Source organism: Citrobacter sp. GW821-FHT02E08 (assembly GCF_059421685.1).
Genome location: NZ_JBWKVL010000018.1, coordinates 38750 through 55151 on the forward strand (window position 1 = coordinate 38750; position 16402 = coordinate 55151).

The window sequence follows — 16402 nt, forward strand, 5'->3', positions numbered from 1 at the left end:
CTGACGCAGAAAGAGCAAGACTAATTGAAACGTTTCAGCGCTGTCTTGTTGTTCATGATAAACCAGATCAGCGTCTTTTTTCTCATAATGGCTGAATCGTTTCAATTCAGCAGGAGAGGAGAATCATGTTCCAGTTATCTGTTCAGGATATTCATCCGGGCAAGCAGGCCGGAAACAAAGAAGAGGCCATTCGCCAGGTTGCCGCCGCATTAGTGCAGGCGGGCAATGTGGCGGAGGGTTACGTTGCCGGCATGCTGGCGCGTGAGCAACAGACATCCACCTTCCTCGGTAATGGTATCGCCATTCCGCACGGCACCACGGATACACGCGATCAGGTGTTGAAAACCGGTGTTCAGGTGTTTCAGTTTCCGCAGGGCGTGACCTGGGGAGAAGGGCAGGTCGCTTATGTGGCGATTGGTATTGCCGCCAGCTCCGATGAACATCTCGGGTTACTGCGGCAACTGACGCACGTGCTAAGTGATGATTCCGTGGCTGAACAGCTGAAATCAGCCACGACGGCTGACGAGCTGCGCGCATTGCTGATGGGAGAAAAGCAGAGTGAACAGCTGAAGCTTGATAACGAAACCCTGATGCTGGACGTCGAGGCTCGTGATCTGCTGACGCTGCAGGCGCTCAATGCGGCGCGTCTGAAAGAAGCAGGGGCAGTGGACGCGGCATTTGTCGCGAACACGATCAACGAGCACCCCATGAACCTGGGACAGGGGATCTGGCTGAATGACAGCGCGACAGGCAATGTGCGTAGCGCTATCGCCGTCAGCCGTGCAGCCCGTGAATTTGACGTGCAGGGCGAGTCGGCGGCCATGCTGGTGACTGTCGCGATGAACGACGATCAGCCTGTCGCGGTCCTTAAGCGTCTTGGCGATCTGCTGTTGGACAACAAAGCTGACCGATTGCTGAAAGCGGACGCCGCAACAATGCTGGCGCTGCTGACCAGCGATGAAGCATTGACTGATGATGTGCTGAACGCGGAGTTTGTCGTGCGCAATGAGCACGGCTTACATGCCCGCCCTGGCACCCTGTTAGTCAATACCATTAAACAATTTAATAGTGAAATTACCGTGACAAATCTTGATGGAACCGGAAAACCGGCGAATGGACGCAGTTTGATGAAAGTGGTTGCGTTAGGTGTGAAAAAAGGCCACCGCCTGCGTTTTACCGCCCAGGGTGCCGATGCTGAACAGGCGCTGAAAGCGATTGGCGATGCCATCGCGGCAGGTCTTGGGGAGGGCGCATAATGAGCAGACGTGTTGCTACCATCACCCTGAATCCGGCATATGACCTGGTGGGTTTTTGCCCGGAAATTGAACGAGGCGAAGTGAACCTTGTCAAGACCACGGGCCTGCATGCGGCGGGTAAAGGCATCAATGTCGCCAAGGTATTGAAGGATTTAGGTATCGATGTCACGGTCGGCGGTTTCCTGGGCAAAGATAACCAGGACGGCTTTCAGCAATTGTTCAGCGAACTGGGCATTGCCAACCGTTTTCAGGTAGTACAGGGCCGTACCCGCATTAACGTCAAATTGACCGAAAAAGACGGTGAAGTGACCGATTTCAACTTCTCCGGTTTTGAAGTGACGCCAACGGATTGGGAACGTTTCGTTAATGATTCGCTAAGCTGGTTGGGTCAGTTTGACATGGTTTGCGTCAGCGGCAGCCTGCCATCCGGCGTCAGCCCTGAGGCATTCACTGACTGGATGACTCGTCTGCGTAGTCAGTGTCCATGCATTATCTTTGATAGTAGTCGTGAAGCATTAGTCGCCGGGCTGAAAGCGGCACCCTGGTTGGTAAAACCCAACCGCCGTGAACTGGAAATTTGGGCTGGCCGTAAGCTGCCAGAAATGAAAGATGTCATCGACGCCGCACATGCCCTGCGCGAACAAGGGATCGCTCACGTGGTGATTTCGCTGGGGGCGGAAGGGGCGTTGTGGGTAAATGCGTCAGGTGAGTGGATCGCTAAACCACCGTCTGTCGAAGTGGTGAGTACCGTTGGCGCGGGGGATTCGATGGTTGGCGGTCTGATTTATGGCCTGCTGATGCGCGAGTCCAGTGAACATACGTTACGTCTGGCGACAGCTGTTGCTGCCCTGGCCGTAAGCCAAAGCAATGTGGGCATCACCGATCGTCCTCAGTTGGCCGCAATGATGGCGAGGGTCGACTTACAACCGTTTAATTGACAGCAGGAGAAGCAGAATGAAAACGCTGCTGATTATTGACGCTAATCTTGGCCAGGCTCGCGCTTATATGGCGAAAACCCTGCTCGGAGCGGCGGCACGTAAAGCAAAACTGGAAATTATCGACAATCCGAATGATGCCGAACTGGCCATCGTCTTAGGCGAAACCGTGCCAAATGACAGTGCGCTGAACGGTAAAAAAGTCTGGCTGGGTGATATCGCACGCGCTGTCGCCCATCCGGAACTGTTTTTGAGCGAAGCGAAAGGTCATGCTAAACCGTACAGCGCGCCGGTAGCGGCGGCTCCTGCGGTTGCCGCCTGCGGTCCGAAACGGGTTGTGGCGGTGACCGCGTGTCCGACAGGCGTCGCCCATACGTTTATGGCGGCAGAAGCCATTGAAACCGAAGCGAAAAAACGTGGATGGTGGGTGAAAGTTGAAACCCGTGGTTCTGTTGGTGCGGGCAATGCGATCACCCCGGAAGAGGTGGCGCAGGCGGATCTGGTGATCGTGGCGGCGGATATTGAAGTTGATCTTGCCAAGTTTGCCGGAAAACCGATGTACCGTACGTCGACCGGTCTGGCGCTGAAAAAAACAGCGCAGGAACTGGATAAAGCGGTTGCTGAGGCCGTGCCGTATCAGCCCGCAGGCAATACTCAGGGGGCAGGAACGGAAGGCAAGAAAGAAGGGGCGGGGGCGTATCGTCACCTGCTGACTGGCGTGTCTTATATGTTGCCGATGGTTGTTGCGGGGGGATTGTGTATTGCGTTGTCCTTCGCATTTGGTATCGAGGCATTTAAAGAACAAGGGACGCTGGCGGCGGCGCTGATGCAGATTGGCGGCGGTTCGGCTTTCGCACTGATGGTGCCGGTTCTCGCTGGGTACATCGCCTTCTCAATTGCGGATCGCCCGGGTCTGACGCCAGGCCTTATCGGCGGTATGCTGGCCGTGAGCACCGGTTCCGGCTTTATTGGCGGGATCATTGCTGGTTTCCTGGCAGGTTACATTGCGAAGTTGATTAGCACCCGGCTGAAGCTTCCGCAGAGCATGGAAGCGCTGAAACCTATCCTGATCATTCCGTTAATTTCCAGTCTGGTGGTTGGTCTGGCGATGATCTACCTCATCGGTAAACCCGTTGCCGGTATTCTGGAAGGGCTGACGCACTGGTTACAAACGATGGGGACGGCGAACGCGGTGCTGCTGGGCGCTATCCTGGGTGGCATGATGTGTACTGATATGGGCGGTCCGGTTAACAAGGCGGCCTATGCGTTTGGCGTTGGCCTGCTCAGTACGCAAACCTATGCGCCGATGGCGGCGATTATGGCGGCAGGGATGGTTCCACCGCTGGCGCTGGGACTGGCGACGCTGGTTGCGCGGAGTAAGTTCGATATGGCCCAGCGTGAAGGGGGAAAAGCCGCGTTAGTGTTGGGGCTGTGCTTCATCACTGAAGGTGCGATTCCCTTCGCCGCCCGCGATCCGATGCGTGTTCTGCCATGCTGTATCGTCGGCGGTGCATTGACTGGTGCTATCTCTATGGCGGTAGGCGCGAAACTGATGGCGCCGCACGGCGGCCTGTTTGTTCTGCTGATTCCTGGGGCGATTACGCCGGTACTGGGATATCTGATGGCTATCGTTGCAGGTACGCTGGTGGCGGGTCTGGGATATGCTTTCCTGAAGCGCCCGGAAACAGAGGCTGTCGCAAAAGCCGCCTGATTTCCTTCGCGTAACACTCGCATAAAAAGGGCAGAGATTTCTCTGCCCTTTTTGTTATGTATTGCGTGATGGTAACTAGGCTACCGCCTTTTCAGTCTGTTGTGCTTTCAGCCAGGCAATCTCTTGTACCCAAATGTCGGGATTGATGGTTTCGAGAACCAGTGGAATACCATCAAAACGGTTGTCCTGCATGATCCAACGGAACGCATCGTGCCCAATGTTGCCTTCGCCTAAACTGTGGTGGCGGTCGACGCGGCTGCCGAAGGTGCTTTTGGCGTCATTCAGATGCATGCCGCGCAGGTATTTAAACCCGACAATGCGTTCAAACTCGGCAAACGTCTTTTCGCACTCGGCGGCGCTGCGCAGATCGTAGCCTGCGGCGAAAGCGTGGCAGGTATCAATACAAACGCCAACGCGCGACTTGTCTTCCACGCCATCGATGATGGCGGCAAGATGTTCAAACTTAAAGCCAAGATTACTGCCCTGGCCTGCCGTATTCTCAATCACCGCGGTGACGCCCTCGGTTTGCGAAAGGGCGATATTGATAGATTCCGCAATGCGCGCCAGACACTCGTCTTCCGGGATCTGCATCAGGTGGCTGCCCGGGTGGAAGTTCAGCAGCGAGAGTCCGAGCAGTTCGCAACGTTGCATTTCATCAAGAAAAGCATCGCGTGATTTTTCCAGCGCTTCGCTGACCGGGTGGCCGAGGTTGATCAGATAACTGTCGTGCGGGAGGATTTGCGCCGAGGAAAAGTGGTATTTCTCGCAGGCAGCTTTAAAGTCATCAATGGTTTCAGTCGTGAGCGGTGCTGCGCGCCATTGACGCTGATTTTTTGTGAAAAGCGCAAATGCCGTCGCCTCGATTTCAGCGGCGCGAATCGCGGCATTTGCCAGACCGCCAGCAGCGCTGACGTGCGCTCCAATATATTTCATGAAAGACTCCTGTTAACCCCACAGGGGAGAAAAAGCATTTCCCAATGATAGCGGGTTAACAGGAGGAGGATGTAGTGGTTTATGCCATCAGGCTATGGATCGCAACGTTAATCATGCCACCGCCGACGATTAACCAGATGAAAAGCACCAGCGCCATCAGTAACGGTTTGGCACCCGCTTTCTTCAACGCGCTGACGTGGGTGGTCAGACCCAGAGCCGCCATCGCCATCGCCAGCAGTATGGTATCCAGCGTCACCAGCATGCTCACAACCGCCTGCGGTAACAGGTGGAATGAGTTAAAGATGGCAACCACAATGAACAACACGGCAAACCACGGAATAGTGATTTTGCTTTTTTCCGAACCGCTGGCCGGTGACAACTGCTTCACACGGGCAGCCAGCAGAATAAGGAACGGCGCCAGCATCATCACTCGGAGCATTTTCGCAATGACCGCTGCGTTTTCCGCATCCGGGTTAATTGCGTGTCCTGCCGCGACCACCTGTGCAACTTCATGCATGGTCGACCCAATATAGATACCGTACGTCTCCGGGCTGAACCAGTGCGCCAGCAGCGGATACATTGCCGGATAGAGAAAAATAGCCAACGTGCCGAAGATAACGACGGTTGCAACAGCGACGGTCACTTTACTGGCTTCGGCTTTCACGACCGGTTCGGTCGCCAGTACGGCGGCAGCGCCGCAAATGCTGCTCCCGGCGCCAATCAGCCAACTGGTGTGGCGATCCAGTCCAAAGACTTTCTGCCCCAGAAAACATGCCAGCATAAAGGTGCTGGAGAGCGTTAATACGTCAATCACAATGCCGCTGATGCCGACATCCGCAATCTGCGAAAAGGTCAGGCGAAAGCCGTAGAGAATGATCCCCAGACGCAATAAATGTTGTTTGGCAAACAGTACGCCGCCGTCGCATTGTTTCCAGATCTGCGGGTAGACCGTATTACCGATCACCATTCCCAGCAAAATGGCCAGCGTAAGGGCGCTGAATCCGGCCCCCCCGATGGCGGGAATGGAACCACCCCACAGGGCAGCCCCAGTGATTACTGCGCTCAGGGCAAGCCCTGGAAGAAAATGCCACACTGTACGACGATGATTCTGTAAGGTGAGTTCTGTCATAACCTTCTCCTTTAGTTGGAGAAAAGAGTACGGCGAACTGGTTTAAAAATAAAATTGATTATATATTTATAATTAATCTTTATAAGTGGTAAGCAGGCGCTGCCCGGGTGGAAAACGACGATGCACATCACGCTGCGACAACTCGAAGTCTTTACCGAAGTACTGAAAAGCGGCTCGACAACCCAGGCATCCGTGATGTTGTCGTTGTCGCAGTCTGCCGTGAGCGCAGCGCTGACCGATCTGGAAGGCCAGCTTGGCGTTCAGCTCTTTGACCGGGTAGGAAAGCGGCTGGTGGTTAACGAGCACGGGCGTCTGTTATATCCCCGTGCGTTGGCGTTGCTTGAGCAGACCGTCGAAATTGAGCAGCTGTTTCGCGAAGATAATGGCGCCATTCGCGTGTATGCCAGCAGCACCATTGGTAACTACATTTTACCGGCAGTCATTGCCCGCTATCGGCAGGATTTTCCCGACTTGCCGCTGGAGCTGAGTGTTGGCAACAGTCAGGACGTTATCAATGCGGTACTGGATTTTCGTGTGGACATTGGCCTTATTGAGGGCCCCTGCCACAGTACGGAAATTATCTCTGAGCCGTGGCTGGAAGATGAACTGGTGGTATTTGCCGCGCCAACGTCTCCGTTGGTTCAGGGACCGGTGACGCTGGCTCAACTGGCGGCAGCGCCCTGGATCCTGCGTGAGCGCGGCTCGGGTACGCGGGAAATTGTTGATTACCTGCTGTTATCGCATTTGCCGAGATTCCAGATGGCGATGGAATTGGGCAATTCCGAGGCGATCAAACATGCCGTACGCCACGGTCTGGGAATAAGTTGCCTGTCACGTCGGGTGATTGAAGAGCAACTGGAAAGCGGAAAACTGGTCGAAGTGCCGGTGCCATTACCGGGTTTGAACCGCATCTTGTGGCGGATTCATCATCGACAGAAACATTTGTCCAATGCGCTGCAGCGTTTTTTACGGTATTGCGTCATTCAACCGGAAAGCTAAGAAACCGGATGGGGGCGAGCCCATGCTGCATGCAGATATCGGCAGTTTTCGCGTAGTACCAGGTGGCGAACGGCATGGGTTCCCAGCAGCGCACGTAATTTTGCGGGCTGAAGAGGGTAAAGTGCAGGGTGAAAATCAGCGTGTTGGCGACGAGCAGCAGCGCCAGCGTAAGACCAAGAATAATGCGTAATACCGTTTTTTCAGCCAGTGTTGCAGTGTGCGTGAAAAAGAGTTGTTGATTAAATAACCAGCATGTAGCCATCAGTACGGGAATTGAGCAGACGAAGTTAGCCTTCAACAGCGAAACTGAAATGAAGTCTGGCGCCTGTGTTAAGAACAGTAGCGGGAAATAATCCGGCAACAGATACAACGCAAATAGCGTCAGACAGGGCATCACAACAATGGCTGTCACGTACTCCATAACGTTATGTTCCTTGTCGGGAGCGATGCGTTTTTCTCTGGGTTTCATGGCGCTTTCTCCGGCGCAGGGCGTTTGACTTCATAGCCATTTACGCGACACCAGTTTGTATCCGGTACATAGATATCAATCTTATGGCCGCGAGCGCTTTTCATCTCGCAAACACCCAGTTGTGGGTTATCGTCGTAACGGGAAATCGTGCTGAAGCGCAAACCGGTGATGACTACACTCCATATTGGGAAAAGCAGTACACACACAATGGAAAGATAAAAAATGCAGTTATGGATCCGATTGTTTTTTTTCGTACGCCAGTCGGTGAAGGTTCCCAGCAGTATGCAAGCCGCGAAAAACATGACACCGCTGAAAGCAGAACAGGAGGTATCGGTTAGGTGATCGGGTGTCAACCGCCAGTCTTCAACAATCTGGACACTGATATAGAGGCCAGACACAAAGAGATAGAGACAGAAAATCGACATCCCGGTAGACAGCAAGAACAACTCTTTTCGCTTTTTAGCCATTTCCTTTAGCCCACTTTCCCTGTGTTACCGCCTATTTTGCGTCCAGTTACAGCCTCTCAGCGTGTGCTTTTGTGCTACTGCGACATTACTGCTTTACTTATAACTGACCGCTCATCATGAAGGTCTCTTATAACAGCGCATTTGTGCCGGAAGGAATGTCATTCGTCTGCTACAATCGCGCCTCATTTTTTGGATGGATAGCATTTTCACATGGTTTCCGAAATTAAAACCACAGAAGCGCCCGCGTTACGTCGCGAACTTAAGGCGCGCCACCTGACGATGATCGCCATTGGTGGTTCCATCGGTACAGGTTTGTTCGTTGCATCCGGTGCAACGATTTCTCAGGCGGGCCCAGGCGGCGCGCTGTTTTCCTACATTTTGATTGGCCTGATGGTGTATTTCCTGATGACCAGTCTTGGTGAACTGGCCGCATATATGCCGGTTTCCGGTTCGTTTTCGACTTACGGTCAGAACTACGTAGAAGAAGGCTTTGGCTTCGCGCTGGGCTGGAACTATTGGTACAACTGGGCCGTAACCATTGCGGTTGACCTTGTGGCGGCGCAACTGGTGATGAGCTGGTGGTTCCCGGACACGCCAGGCTGGATCTGGAGTGCGCTGTTCCTGTGCGTCATTTTCTTGCTGAACTACATTTCCGTGCGCGGATTTGGTGAGGCGGAATATTGGTTCTCGCTGATCAAAGTCACCACCGTGATTATCTTTATCGTGGTTGGCGTAATGATGATCATCGGTATCTTCAAAGGCGTAGAGCCGGTAGGCTGGAGTAACTGGACGACGGGCGATGCGCCGTTTGCCGGGGGCTTTGCGGCGATGATAGGCGTGGCGATGATCGTCGGCTTCTCTTTCCAGGGCACCGAGCTGATTGGTATTGCTGCGGGTGAGTCAGAAGATCCGGAGAAGAACATTCCGCGCGCAGTGCGTCAGGTGTTCTGGCGTATCCTGCTGTTCTATGTGTTCGCCATCCTGATCATCAGCCTGATCATTCCGTACACTGATCCGAGTCTGCTGCGTAACGACGTGAAAGACATCAGCGTCAGCCCGTTCACACTGGTCTTCCAGCACGCGGGTCTGCTCTCTGCGGCAGCGGTAATGAACGCAGTGATCCTGACGGCGGTACTGTCGGCGGGTAACTCGGGCATGTATGCGTCTACCCGTATGCTCTACACCCTGGCGTGCGACGGCAAAGCGCCGCGTATTTTCGCGAAGCTTTCTCGTGGTGGGGTACCGCGTAACGCACTGTATGCGACAACGGTGGTTGCGGGTCTGTGCTTCCTGACCTCTATGTTTGGCAACCAGACTGTTTACCTGTGGCTGCTGAACACGTCCGGGATGACGGGCTTTATCGCCTGGCTGGGGATCGCCATTAGTCACTATCGTTTCCGTCGTGGCTATGTGATGCAGGGGCATGATATTAAGGATTTACCGTATCGTTCAGGATTCTTCCCGCTGGGGCCGATCTTTGCGTTCGTGCTGTGTCTGACGATTACGCTGGGCCAGAACTACGAAGCCTTCCTGAAAGACACCATTGACTGGGGCGGCGTGGCGGCGACCTACATAGGTATTCCGCTGTTCCTGATTATCTGGTTCGGCTACAAACTGACCAGAGGTACGCGCTTCGTTCGTTACAGCGAAATGCAATTCCCGGAACGCTTCAAGAAATAGTGTGAGTCAGTTGTCGGCGGGATTTGGTGTTTGCGCAGCCCTTCGGCAACGATGAATAAGAAAAAACCCCGGCAGAGATGCCGGGGTTTTTTGTTGTACTGAACTCAGAAGTTGTACGTTAAACCGACTGTATAACGACGACCATCAAGAATCGTGTCATAGGTATCGTAATCGATCTGCTTATCCAGCGCGTTGTATACCCCAGCGGTCACCAGCAGATTTTTGTTGGCGTTGTAGCGCATGCCCACATCAACCTGAGTATAAGAGGGCGTTCCCTGCGACATTGACGTACGGCTCAGGTATTCAGAGGTTTTACCGCGGAAGTTCAGGCGGCTCCAGAAACCGACATCCTGCGTTGCCTGCCAGTCCAGCGTGGTGTTGAACATGTGTTTCGGCATCTTGTTCAATGGCTTACCCGAGAACTGGCCGCTTTTCTGCTCTGATTCGGTATAGGTGTAGTTCGCCGTCCAGTTCAAATCAGAGGTGATCTCCCAGCCAAACGTCGATTCCACGCCGCGCATGTTTGCTTCATCAACGTTGACACGATCGCTGACGAAATCGTAGGTTTCATCGCCGATAGTACAGGCGGGATCGGCGCTGCTGTTGCAGCGGCGAACTTCGGTGATCTTGTCTTTGAAATCGGTGTTGAACAGGGTGACGCCGGCGTTGAGGTTATCGCCGTTATCCCACAGCAGGGCGATTTCTTCGCTCAGGCTTTTTTCGGGTTTCAGATCCGGGTTACCCACAATGATGCCATTCAGTCGACCACCGCCAGTGACCTGTCCCCAGCTTGCTGAAGACTGGCGCAGATCAGGGGCGCGGTAGCCCGCAGAAACGCCACCTTTCACGGTCCACTGCTCCGCCAGATGCCAGACACCGTAGCCGCGTGGCGTCCAGTTGTCGCCGTAGTTTTCATCTTTATCCATTCGCAGGCCGCCGGTCAGCGTGAAGGTGTCGGTTACCGCCCACTCATCTTCAGCAAACAGCGCCCAGCTCCAGCGCGTCAGTTTGTTCAGGCCATCGGCCGCCTGCAACTGGTTTCCGTTATCGCGGAGTTTTTCATAACGGTATTGCCCGCCCAGCGTCAGAGTATGTGCGCCGAGGAATATCTGGTTCTGGTTGTTGAAAATCGTATTGTAAGACTTCATCTCGCGACCCGGGTTATTGGTCTCTTCCTGCTGAACGTAGCTGGTGGTGTTGAAGTCATCGTAATAACCGCTGTGTGTTAATGAGTACGTGGTGTGCTCGTAGCGGTTTTCGCTTTTGGTGTTGGGTTTACAGGTGGTGCCACGGCAGGTGACTTCCGCCATTGACATACCCGGCGTGCTGTCGCGGTCCTGCAATTCGCGCGCAATGTCGAAATCAACATCGTTTTTTTCATCTGGCGTAAAGTTAAGTGTCAGGCCGCCGTTGCGCAGGCGCTGCTCATTAAAGCCATTGACGATCTGATCCTCGGCGCGGCGTGACAGCAACCCTGTCACTTTAGCACCCAGCAATCCGTCAATTAATGGACCAGAGGCATAGGCGTTTGTCTGGAAGAGATCGCCGGAATCACTGTTTTCCTGGAAGGTGGCATCGCCATGCAGAGAACCGGTCCAGCCTTTGGTATTGGAGACTTTCTTGGTGATCACGTTGATCACGCCGCCCATCGCGTCTGAACCGTAAAGAGATGACATCGGTCCACGAATCACCTCAATCCGCTCAATAGACTCCAGTGGGGGCAGCCAGCCTTGTTCAATCCCGGCGTTATCGCTGTTCGGTCGCGTGCCACGGGTACTGATTCGCTTGCCGTTGACCAGGAAAAGTGTGTATTGCGAGGCCATGCCGCGAATACTGATGTCGCTACTGCTCCCGCCGCCAGTCACTACCACGCCAGGGACATCTTTTAGCGCATCGGTGACATCGCGATAGGCTTTATCCTCAATCTGCTGTTTGGTAATCACAGAGATGGAGGCGGGGGCGTTCTGAATCTTCTGCTCAAATCCCGTAGCGGTAACAACGACGGTGTCCTGGTCAGCAGCATGGGTGACTGATGGGAGGCTGGCTACGCTTACTGCGATAGCTACGGCCTTAACGTGAGGTATGGTCATTTGTATCATTCCATTAAATGAATAAAAAAACTGCGTGTCATGTGTAAAGCCACGACGACTGTATGTATTTGTCTTTTAAGTATTCTTTACGTAGATGAGGCGGGGGAATTGTACAAAAGAATGATTTTTTGTAAACACAAATGATAATTGGAATCATTTGTGTTTGTGTGAGTTTGAGTTGAAATAGTTTTAAATCAATAAGATATATAAATGTAAATATGGCGGGAATGTGAAGGAAAAATGAAGATACGCGGGAGGAGAAGGAGGGCTTGCGCCCTCCAAAATTACTTCAACAAATGCTGTGCGTGGAACCGCAGATGATCCTCAATAAAAGAGGCAATGAAGTAATAGCTGTGATCGTAACCGGGTTGAATGCGCAGTGTCATTGGCCATGACGTCTGGCGAGCCGCTTCCGCCAGTACCGCAGGCTGGAGCTGATCGGCGAGGAATTGATCGTTATCCCCCTGATCCACCAGCGTTGGAATGGCGTGTTCGGGTTTACTGGCCAGCATTAACGCACAGCTATCCCACTCGGCCCACTGCGTCCTCTCTTCACCCAAATACGCGGTAAAGGCTTTTTCACCCCACGGCACGCGACTCGGATTCACAATGGGCGCAAAAGCGGAAACGCTGGTGTATTTACCGGGATTCTTCAGCGCCATGATGAGTGCGCCATGTCCGCCCATCGAATGTCCGCTGATAGCGCAGCGGCTGCTGACGTTAAATTGCGACTGGATAAGCAATGGCAGTTCATCGCGCAGATAATCATACATGCGAAAATGCGTGGCCCAGGGCTGCTGTGTCGCATTCAGGTAGAATCCGGCGCCTTTGCCCAAATCGTAATGTTCATCATCGGCGACCTGTTCACCACGCGGGCTGGTGTCTGGCATGACCAGCACAATCCCCAGTTCTGCCGCGATGCGCTGCGCACCGGCTTTGGTGGTGAAGTTTTCATCATTGCAGGTCAACCCTGACAGCCAGTACAGCACGGGAGGCGGCGCGGTATCACGGGGAGGGGGAAGAAAAATACTGAATGTCATCGCGCAATTCAGCGTGCTGGCGTCGTGCCGCCAGCGTTGCTGCCAGCCTTCAAAACAGCGGTGCTCTTCGAGCATTTCCATGCGTGGCTCCTGTTGTGTTGTGCGTTGTGAACTCCCCATAATACAGATTATTCATTGTGCTGTGAGTAACTTTCACTTCCGCATTTAGCTAACATGCTTCATCATCTACACAACTTTGCATTAACACTCAGGCATCGTGAGCCATCAGGTTTGCCGGTCAGGGGAGGCGTGTAAAATCCAGGTGATGAAAGGCAGCGTCAATTTCAATAATTATCACTGCGAATACTGGATTATGTGCGCGGCCTCACGCACAATGTTTGGGCTGTCATACAGCTTAAAAACTTTGCCCCACGTAGGGCAGAGGCGCCACACCTGCAGGAGAAAAAGAAATGTCATCACTCAGTAAAGAAGCGGCCCTGGTTCATGAAGCGCTGGTTGCGCGTGGTCTGGAAACCCCGCTGCGCCCGCCCGTGCATGAGATGGATAACGAAACGCGCAAACGTCTTATCTCAGGCCACATGACTGAGATCATGCAGTTATTGAATCTTGATTTGAGCGATGACAGTCTGATGGAGACGCCTCACCGCATCGCCAAGATGTATGTCGATGAGATCTTCTCCGGTCTTGATTACGCCAACTTCCCCAAAATCACCGTCATTGAAAATAAAATGAAGGTCGATGAAATGGTAACGGTGCGTGATATCACCCTGACCAGCACCTGCGAACACCATTTCGTGACCATCGATGGGAAGGCGACGGTGGCATATATCCCGAAAGAGTCGGTGATTGGCCTGTCGAAAATTAACCGTATCGTGCAGTTTTTTGCCCAACGCCCGCAGGTTCAGGAGCGTTTGACCCAGCAAATTCTGACGGCGCTGCAAACGTTACTCGGTACTAACAATGTGGCGGTGTCGATTGACGCAGTGCATTACTGTGTGAAAGCGCGTGGAATTCGCGATGCGACCAGCGCAACGACGACGACCTCGCTCGGCGGGTTGTTTAAATCCAGCCAGAATACCCGCCAGGAGTTTCTGCGCGCTGTTCGTCACCACAACTGATTAAGGCCCAGACTATGGAGCGTAATGTCACGCTGGATTTTGTTCGTGGCGTTGCCATCCTGGGCATTCTGCTTCTCAATATCAGCGCCTTTGGTTTGCCAAAGGCCGCGTATCTCAATCCCGCCTGGTACGGCGATATTACCACTGCGGATGCCTGGACCTGGGCTGTCCTCGACCTCTTTGCGCAGGCCAAATTTCTCACACTCTTTGCACTGTTGTTCGGCGCGGGGCTGCAAATGTTGCTGCCGCGCGGCAAACACTGGATCCAGTCACGTCTGACGCTACTGGTATTGCTAGGATTTATTCACGCCCTGTTTTTCTGGGATGGTGACATTTTGCTGGCCTACGGTCTTGTGGGGCTGATTTGTTGGCGACTGGTGCGCGACGCTCCCTCCGTGAAGAGTCTGTTCAATACCGGCGTCGTGCTTTATCTGGCTGGGATTGGTGTTTTGCTGCTGCTGGGAACGATCTCGGGTAATGAGATCAGCCGGGCCTGGACCCCGGATGCTTCCGCGCTGTTGTATGAAAAATACTGGAAGCTGAACGGGGGAGTGGAAGCCATCAGCAATCGAATTGACGGGCTGTCGAACAGTTTGCTGGCGCTGGGGGCGCAGTATGGCTGGCAACTGGCGGGGATGATGTTGCTGGGGGCGGCGTTAATGCGAAGCGGCTGGTTGAAAGGTCAGTACAGCCTGCATCACTACCGCCGAACAGGCACCTTACTGATTGTCGCCGGGGTCTTGATTAATCTGCCCGCCATCGTCGCGCAATGGCAGTTGGACTGGGCCTGGCGTTGGTGCGGTTTTCTGTTACAGGCGCCGCGAGAGCTGAGCGCGCCGTTTCAAACGCTGGGGTACACCGCGCTGATGTTTGGCTTCTGGCCTCAGTTGAGCCGCAGCAAACTGGTTATTGCCATTGCTTGCGTAGGGCGAATGGCGCTGAGTAATTACCTCTTGCAGACGCTGATCTGTACCACGCTGTTTTATCACTTCGGTTTGTTTATGAAATTCGACCGACTGGAACTGCTGCTGTTTGTGGTTCCGGTGTGGCTGGCGAACCTGCTTTTCTCCGTCATTTGGCTCCATTTCTGGCGGCAGGGGCCGGTGGAATGGCTGTGGCGTCAATTGACCCTACGTGCGTCAGGGGCATCATTATCTCGATCATCCAGATAACGATCTGGATCACATTCATTAACAAAACGCATGTAACCGTTTCCAACCCTGTGACCTTACTCACGCAGTCCTCCGCGCGTCGCTGACAAAATGGCCGCCTGCAAAGGGGGTGTCTGTGAGCAACGGCAATTTCAAACAGGGTAGTGAATATGATAACCATTCGTGATGTGGCACGTCAGGCGGGTGTCTCTGTGGCTACCGTTTCTCGTGTACTGAATAACAGTACGTTGGTGAGTCCTGATACGCGTGACGCCGTCATGAAAGCGGTCACTTCACTGGGTTATCGTCCGAATGCAAATGCGCAGGCGTTGGCAACGCAGGTGAGCGACACCATCGGCGTTGTGGTGATGGATGTCTCAGATGCCTTTTTTGGCGCGCTGGTAAAAGCGGTCGATCTGGTTGCTCAGCAGCATCAGAAATATGTGCTGATTGGCAACAGTTACCACGAGGCTGAAAAAGAACGGCATGCCATTGAGGTGTTGATCCGCCAACGCTGCAACGCCCTGATTGTCCACTCAAAAGCGCTAAGCGATCGGGAACTGAGCGAATTTATGGATCAGATCCCCGGCATGGTGCTGATCAACCGTCTCATCCCCGGCTATGCCCACCGCTGCGTCTGTCTGGACAATATCAGCGGCGCAAAAATGGCCACGCGGATGCTGCTTAATAATGGCCATCAACGCATTGGCTATCTGGCTTCCAGCCACCGTATTGAAGATGACGCGATGCGGAAAGAAGGGTGGTTAGCCGCATTGAGAGAGCAGGGGATCACCCCGTCTGAGAGTTGGGTTGGTACAGGCTCGCCTGACATGCCGGGTGGCGAATCCGCCATGGTTGAGCTTTTGGGGCGCAACCTGCAACTCACCGCCGTGTTTGCTTACAACGACAACATGGCCGCCGGCGCGCTCACCGCGTTGAAGGACAACGGTATTGCCATCCCGCTACACCTGTCGATTATCGGTTTTGATGATATTCCCATCGCACGTTACACCGACCCGCAACTGACGACGGTGCGCTACCCGATTGCGTCAATGGCAAAAATGGCGACTGAGCTGGCGTTACAGGGCGCAGCAGGAACGTTAGATGCGTCCGCAACGCACTGTTTTATGCCGACTCTGGTGCGTCGGCATTCCGTGGCATTGCGACAGAATGCGGCCCTGATCACTAACTAAAAATGTCGTTGTATGTAACCGCTTTCAATATGTGAGTAAATTCACAGTATCTTAACAATGTGATGGCTATGATGGCACCGTTTCAAGCGCTGTAACTATTATGTAACGGTGAGCAATCAGTTTTACCGCTGCGTTAGCGCTTTAAACAATAATTAAAGCCTATTTTTGGAGCGTTACCGGGCACGGAATAAAGATTTTTTAAAAGTGAGCTTCGGCGTTCAGTAACACTTCATTAACGTTCTGCCCTGCCGAGCATTTTTCTCAAGTACT

At 53.5% G+C, this 16402-nt stretch carries 14 protein-coding genes; 8 read left to right on the forward strand and 6 right to left on the reverse strand.

All coding sequences use genetic code 11. The features are described from left to right. The first annotated feature begins 125 nt into the window (after window positions 1-125). Genes fruB through fruA form a run of 3 tightly spaced genes read left to right on the forward strand, consistent with a single transcriptional unit; the run spans window position 126 to window position 3902 of the window. Entirely contained in the window at window positions 126-1256 is a 1131-nt protein-coding gene (gene fruB / locus AC07UY_RS19210) for a fused PTS fructose transporter subunit IIA/HPr protein (RefSeq protein ID WP_494701767.1), read from the forward strand. Next, window positions 1256-2194: a 1-phosphofructokinase gene (fruK, locus tag AC07UY_RS19215; protein ID WP_192612813.1), complete on the forward strand. Its 939-nt coding sequence runs from the start codon at window positions 1256-1258 to the stop codon at window positions 2192-2194. Before fruB ends, fruK begins: the two co-directional genes overlap by 1 nt. Before the next feature lie 16 nt (window positions 2195-2210). Next, a complete protein-coding gene (gene fruA / locus AC07UY_RS19220; protein ID WP_494701768.1) occupies window positions 2211-3902 on the forward strand; it encodes a PTS fructose transporter subunit IIBC in 1692 nt (563 codons plus the stop codon). 75 nt (window positions 3903-3977) lie between these two features. On the opposite strand, the gene nfo is transcribed toward fruA, so the two are convergent. After that, complete coding sequence (gene nfo / locus AC07UY_RS19225) at window positions 3978-4835, reverse strand: deoxyribonuclease IV (RefSeq protein WP_494661289.1); 858 nt, start codon at window positions 4833-4835, stop codon at window positions 3978-3980. 79 nt (window positions 4836-4914) lie between these two features. Beyond that, entirely contained in the window at window positions 4915-5964 is a 1050-nt protein-coding gene (locus AC07UY_RS19230) for a YeiH family protein (protein WP_192612810.1), read from the reverse strand. A gap of 120 nt (window positions 5965-6084) precedes the next feature. Here AC07UY_RS19230 and yieE point away from each other — a divergent pair, with 120 nt between their 5' ends. Then, entirely contained in the window at window positions 6085-6963 is an 879-nt protein-coding gene (yieE, locus tag AC07UY_RS19235) for a DNA-binding transcriptional regulator YeiE (protein ID WP_494661287.1), read from the forward strand. On the opposite strand, the gene AC07UY_RS19240 is transcribed toward yieE, so the two are convergent. Beyond that, on the reverse strand, window positions 6944-7432 hold the full coding sequence (locus tag AC07UY_RS19240) for a hypothetical protein (protein ID WP_494661286.1): 489 nt from the start codon (window positions 7430-7432) through the stop codon (window positions 6944-6946). The genes yieE and AC07UY_RS19240 overlap by 20 nt on opposite strands. Continuing rightward, window positions 7429-7899 (reverse strand): hypothetical protein, encoded by a 471-nt coding sequence (locus AC07UY_RS19245; RefSeq protein WP_494701769.1) that lies wholly within the window; start codon window positions 7897-7899, stop codon window positions 7429-7431. Before AC07UY_RS19245 ends, AC07UY_RS19240 begins: the two co-directional genes overlap by 4 nt. 210 nt (window positions 7900-8109) lie before the next feature. On the opposite strand from AC07UY_RS19245, the gene lysP reads away from it, so the two are divergent. After that, window positions 8110-9579 carry a lysine-specific permease gene (gene lysP, locus AC07UY_RS19250; protein WP_203360649.1) on the forward strand — a complete coding sequence of 490 codons (1470 nt, stop codon included), beginning with the start codon at window positions 8110-8112 and terminating at the stop codon, window positions 9577-9579. 104 nt (window positions 9580-9683) lie between these two features. Here the strand turns inward: lysP and AC07UY_RS19255 are convergent, their stop codons facing one another. Continuing rightward, window positions 9684-11669 carry a ligand-gated channel protein gene (locus tag AC07UY_RS19255; protein WP_494701770.1) on the reverse strand — a complete coding sequence of 662 codons (1986 nt, stop codon included), beginning with the start codon at window positions 11667-11669 and terminating at the stop codon, window positions 9684-9686. A 284-nt stretch (window positions 11670-11953) separates the two neighbouring features. Beyond that, entirely contained in the window at window positions 11954-12790 is an 837-nt protein-coding gene (gene fghA, locus AC07UY_RS19260; RefSeq protein ID WP_203360651.1) for an S-formylglutathione hydrolase, read from the reverse strand. Between the two features lie 329 nt (window positions 12791-13119). On the opposite strand from fghA, the gene folE reads away from it, so the two are divergent. From folE to galS, 3 genes are all read left to right on the forward strand, one after another. Further along, window positions 13120-13788: a GTP cyclohydrolase I FolE gene (folE, locus tag AC07UY_RS19265; RefSeq protein WP_043000121.1), complete on the forward strand. Its 669-nt coding sequence runs from the start codon at window positions 13120-13122 to the stop codon at window positions 13786-13788. 14 nt (window positions 13789-13802) lie between these two features. Next, the gene (gene yeiB / locus AC07UY_RS19270) at window positions 13803-14960 is read left to right on the forward strand and encodes a DUF418 domain-containing protein YeiB (protein ID WP_494661282.1); all 1158 of its coding nucleotides are present in this window, start codon (window positions 13803-13805) and stop codon (window positions 14958-14960) included. A gap of 149 nt (window positions 14961-15109) precedes the next feature. Further along, complete coding sequence (galS, locus tag AC07UY_RS19275) at window positions 15110-16132, forward strand: HTH-type transcriptional regulator GalS (protein ID WP_203360653.1); 1023 nt, start codon at window positions 15110-15112, stop codon at window positions 16130-16132. The last annotated feature ends 270 nt before the right edge of the window (window positions 16133-16402 follow it).

Bases quoted from the DNA above. Each gene is read 5' to 3' on its own strand.
- fruA (WP_494701768.1), top strand. From the start codon at position 2,211: ATGAAAACGCTGCTGATTATTGACGCTAATCTTGGCCAGGCTCGCGCT.
- nfo (WP_494661289.1), bottom strand. From the start codon at position 4,835: ATGAAATATATTGGAGCGCACGTCAGCGCTGCTGGCGGTCTGGCAAAT.
- galS (WP_203360653.1), top strand. From the start codon at position 15,110: ATGATAACCATTCGTGATGTGGCACGTCAGGCGGGTGTCTCTGTGGCT.
- lysP (WP_203360649.1), top strand. From the start codon at position 8,110: ATGGTTTCCGAAATTAAAACCACAGAAGCGCCCGCGTTACGTCGCGAA.
- AC07UY_RS19245 (WP_494701769.1), bottom strand. From the start codon at position 7,899: ATGGCTAAAAAGCGAAAAGAGTTGTTCTTGCTGTCTACCGGGATGTCG.
- fghA (WP_203360651.1), bottom strand. From the start codon at position 12,790: ATGGAAATGCTCGAAGAGCACCGCTGTTTTGAAGGCTGGCAGCAACGC.
- AC07UY_RS19240 (WP_494661286.1), bottom strand. From the start codon at position 7,432: ATGAAACCCAGAGAAAAACGCATCGCTCCCGACAAGGAACATAACGTT.
- AC07UY_RS19255 (WP_494701770.1), bottom strand. From the start codon at position 11,669: ATGACCATACCTCACGTTAAGGCCGTAGCTATCGCAGTAAGCGTAGCC.
- yeiB (WP_494661282.1), top strand. From the start codon at position 13,803: ATGGAGCGTAATGTCACGCTGGATTTTGTTCGTGGCGTTGCCATCCTG.
- fruK (WP_192612813.1), top strand. From the start codon at position 1,256: ATGAGCAGACGTGTTGCTACCATCACCCTGAATCCGGCATATGACCTG.
- AC07UY_RS19230 (WP_192612810.1), bottom strand. From the start codon at position 5,964: ATGACAGAACTCACCTTACAGAATCATCGTCGTACAGTGTGGCATTTT.
- fruB (WP_494701767.1), top strand. From the start codon at position 126: ATGTTCCAGTTATCTGTTCAGGATATTCATCCGGGCAAGCAGGCCGGA.
- folE (WP_043000121.1), top strand. From the start codon at position 13,120: ATGTCATCACTCAGTAAAGAAGCGGCCCTGGTTCATGAAGCGCTGGTT.
- yieE (WP_494661287.1), top strand. From the start codon at position 6,085: ATGCACATCACGCTGCGACAACTCGAAGTCTTTACCGAAGTACTGAAA.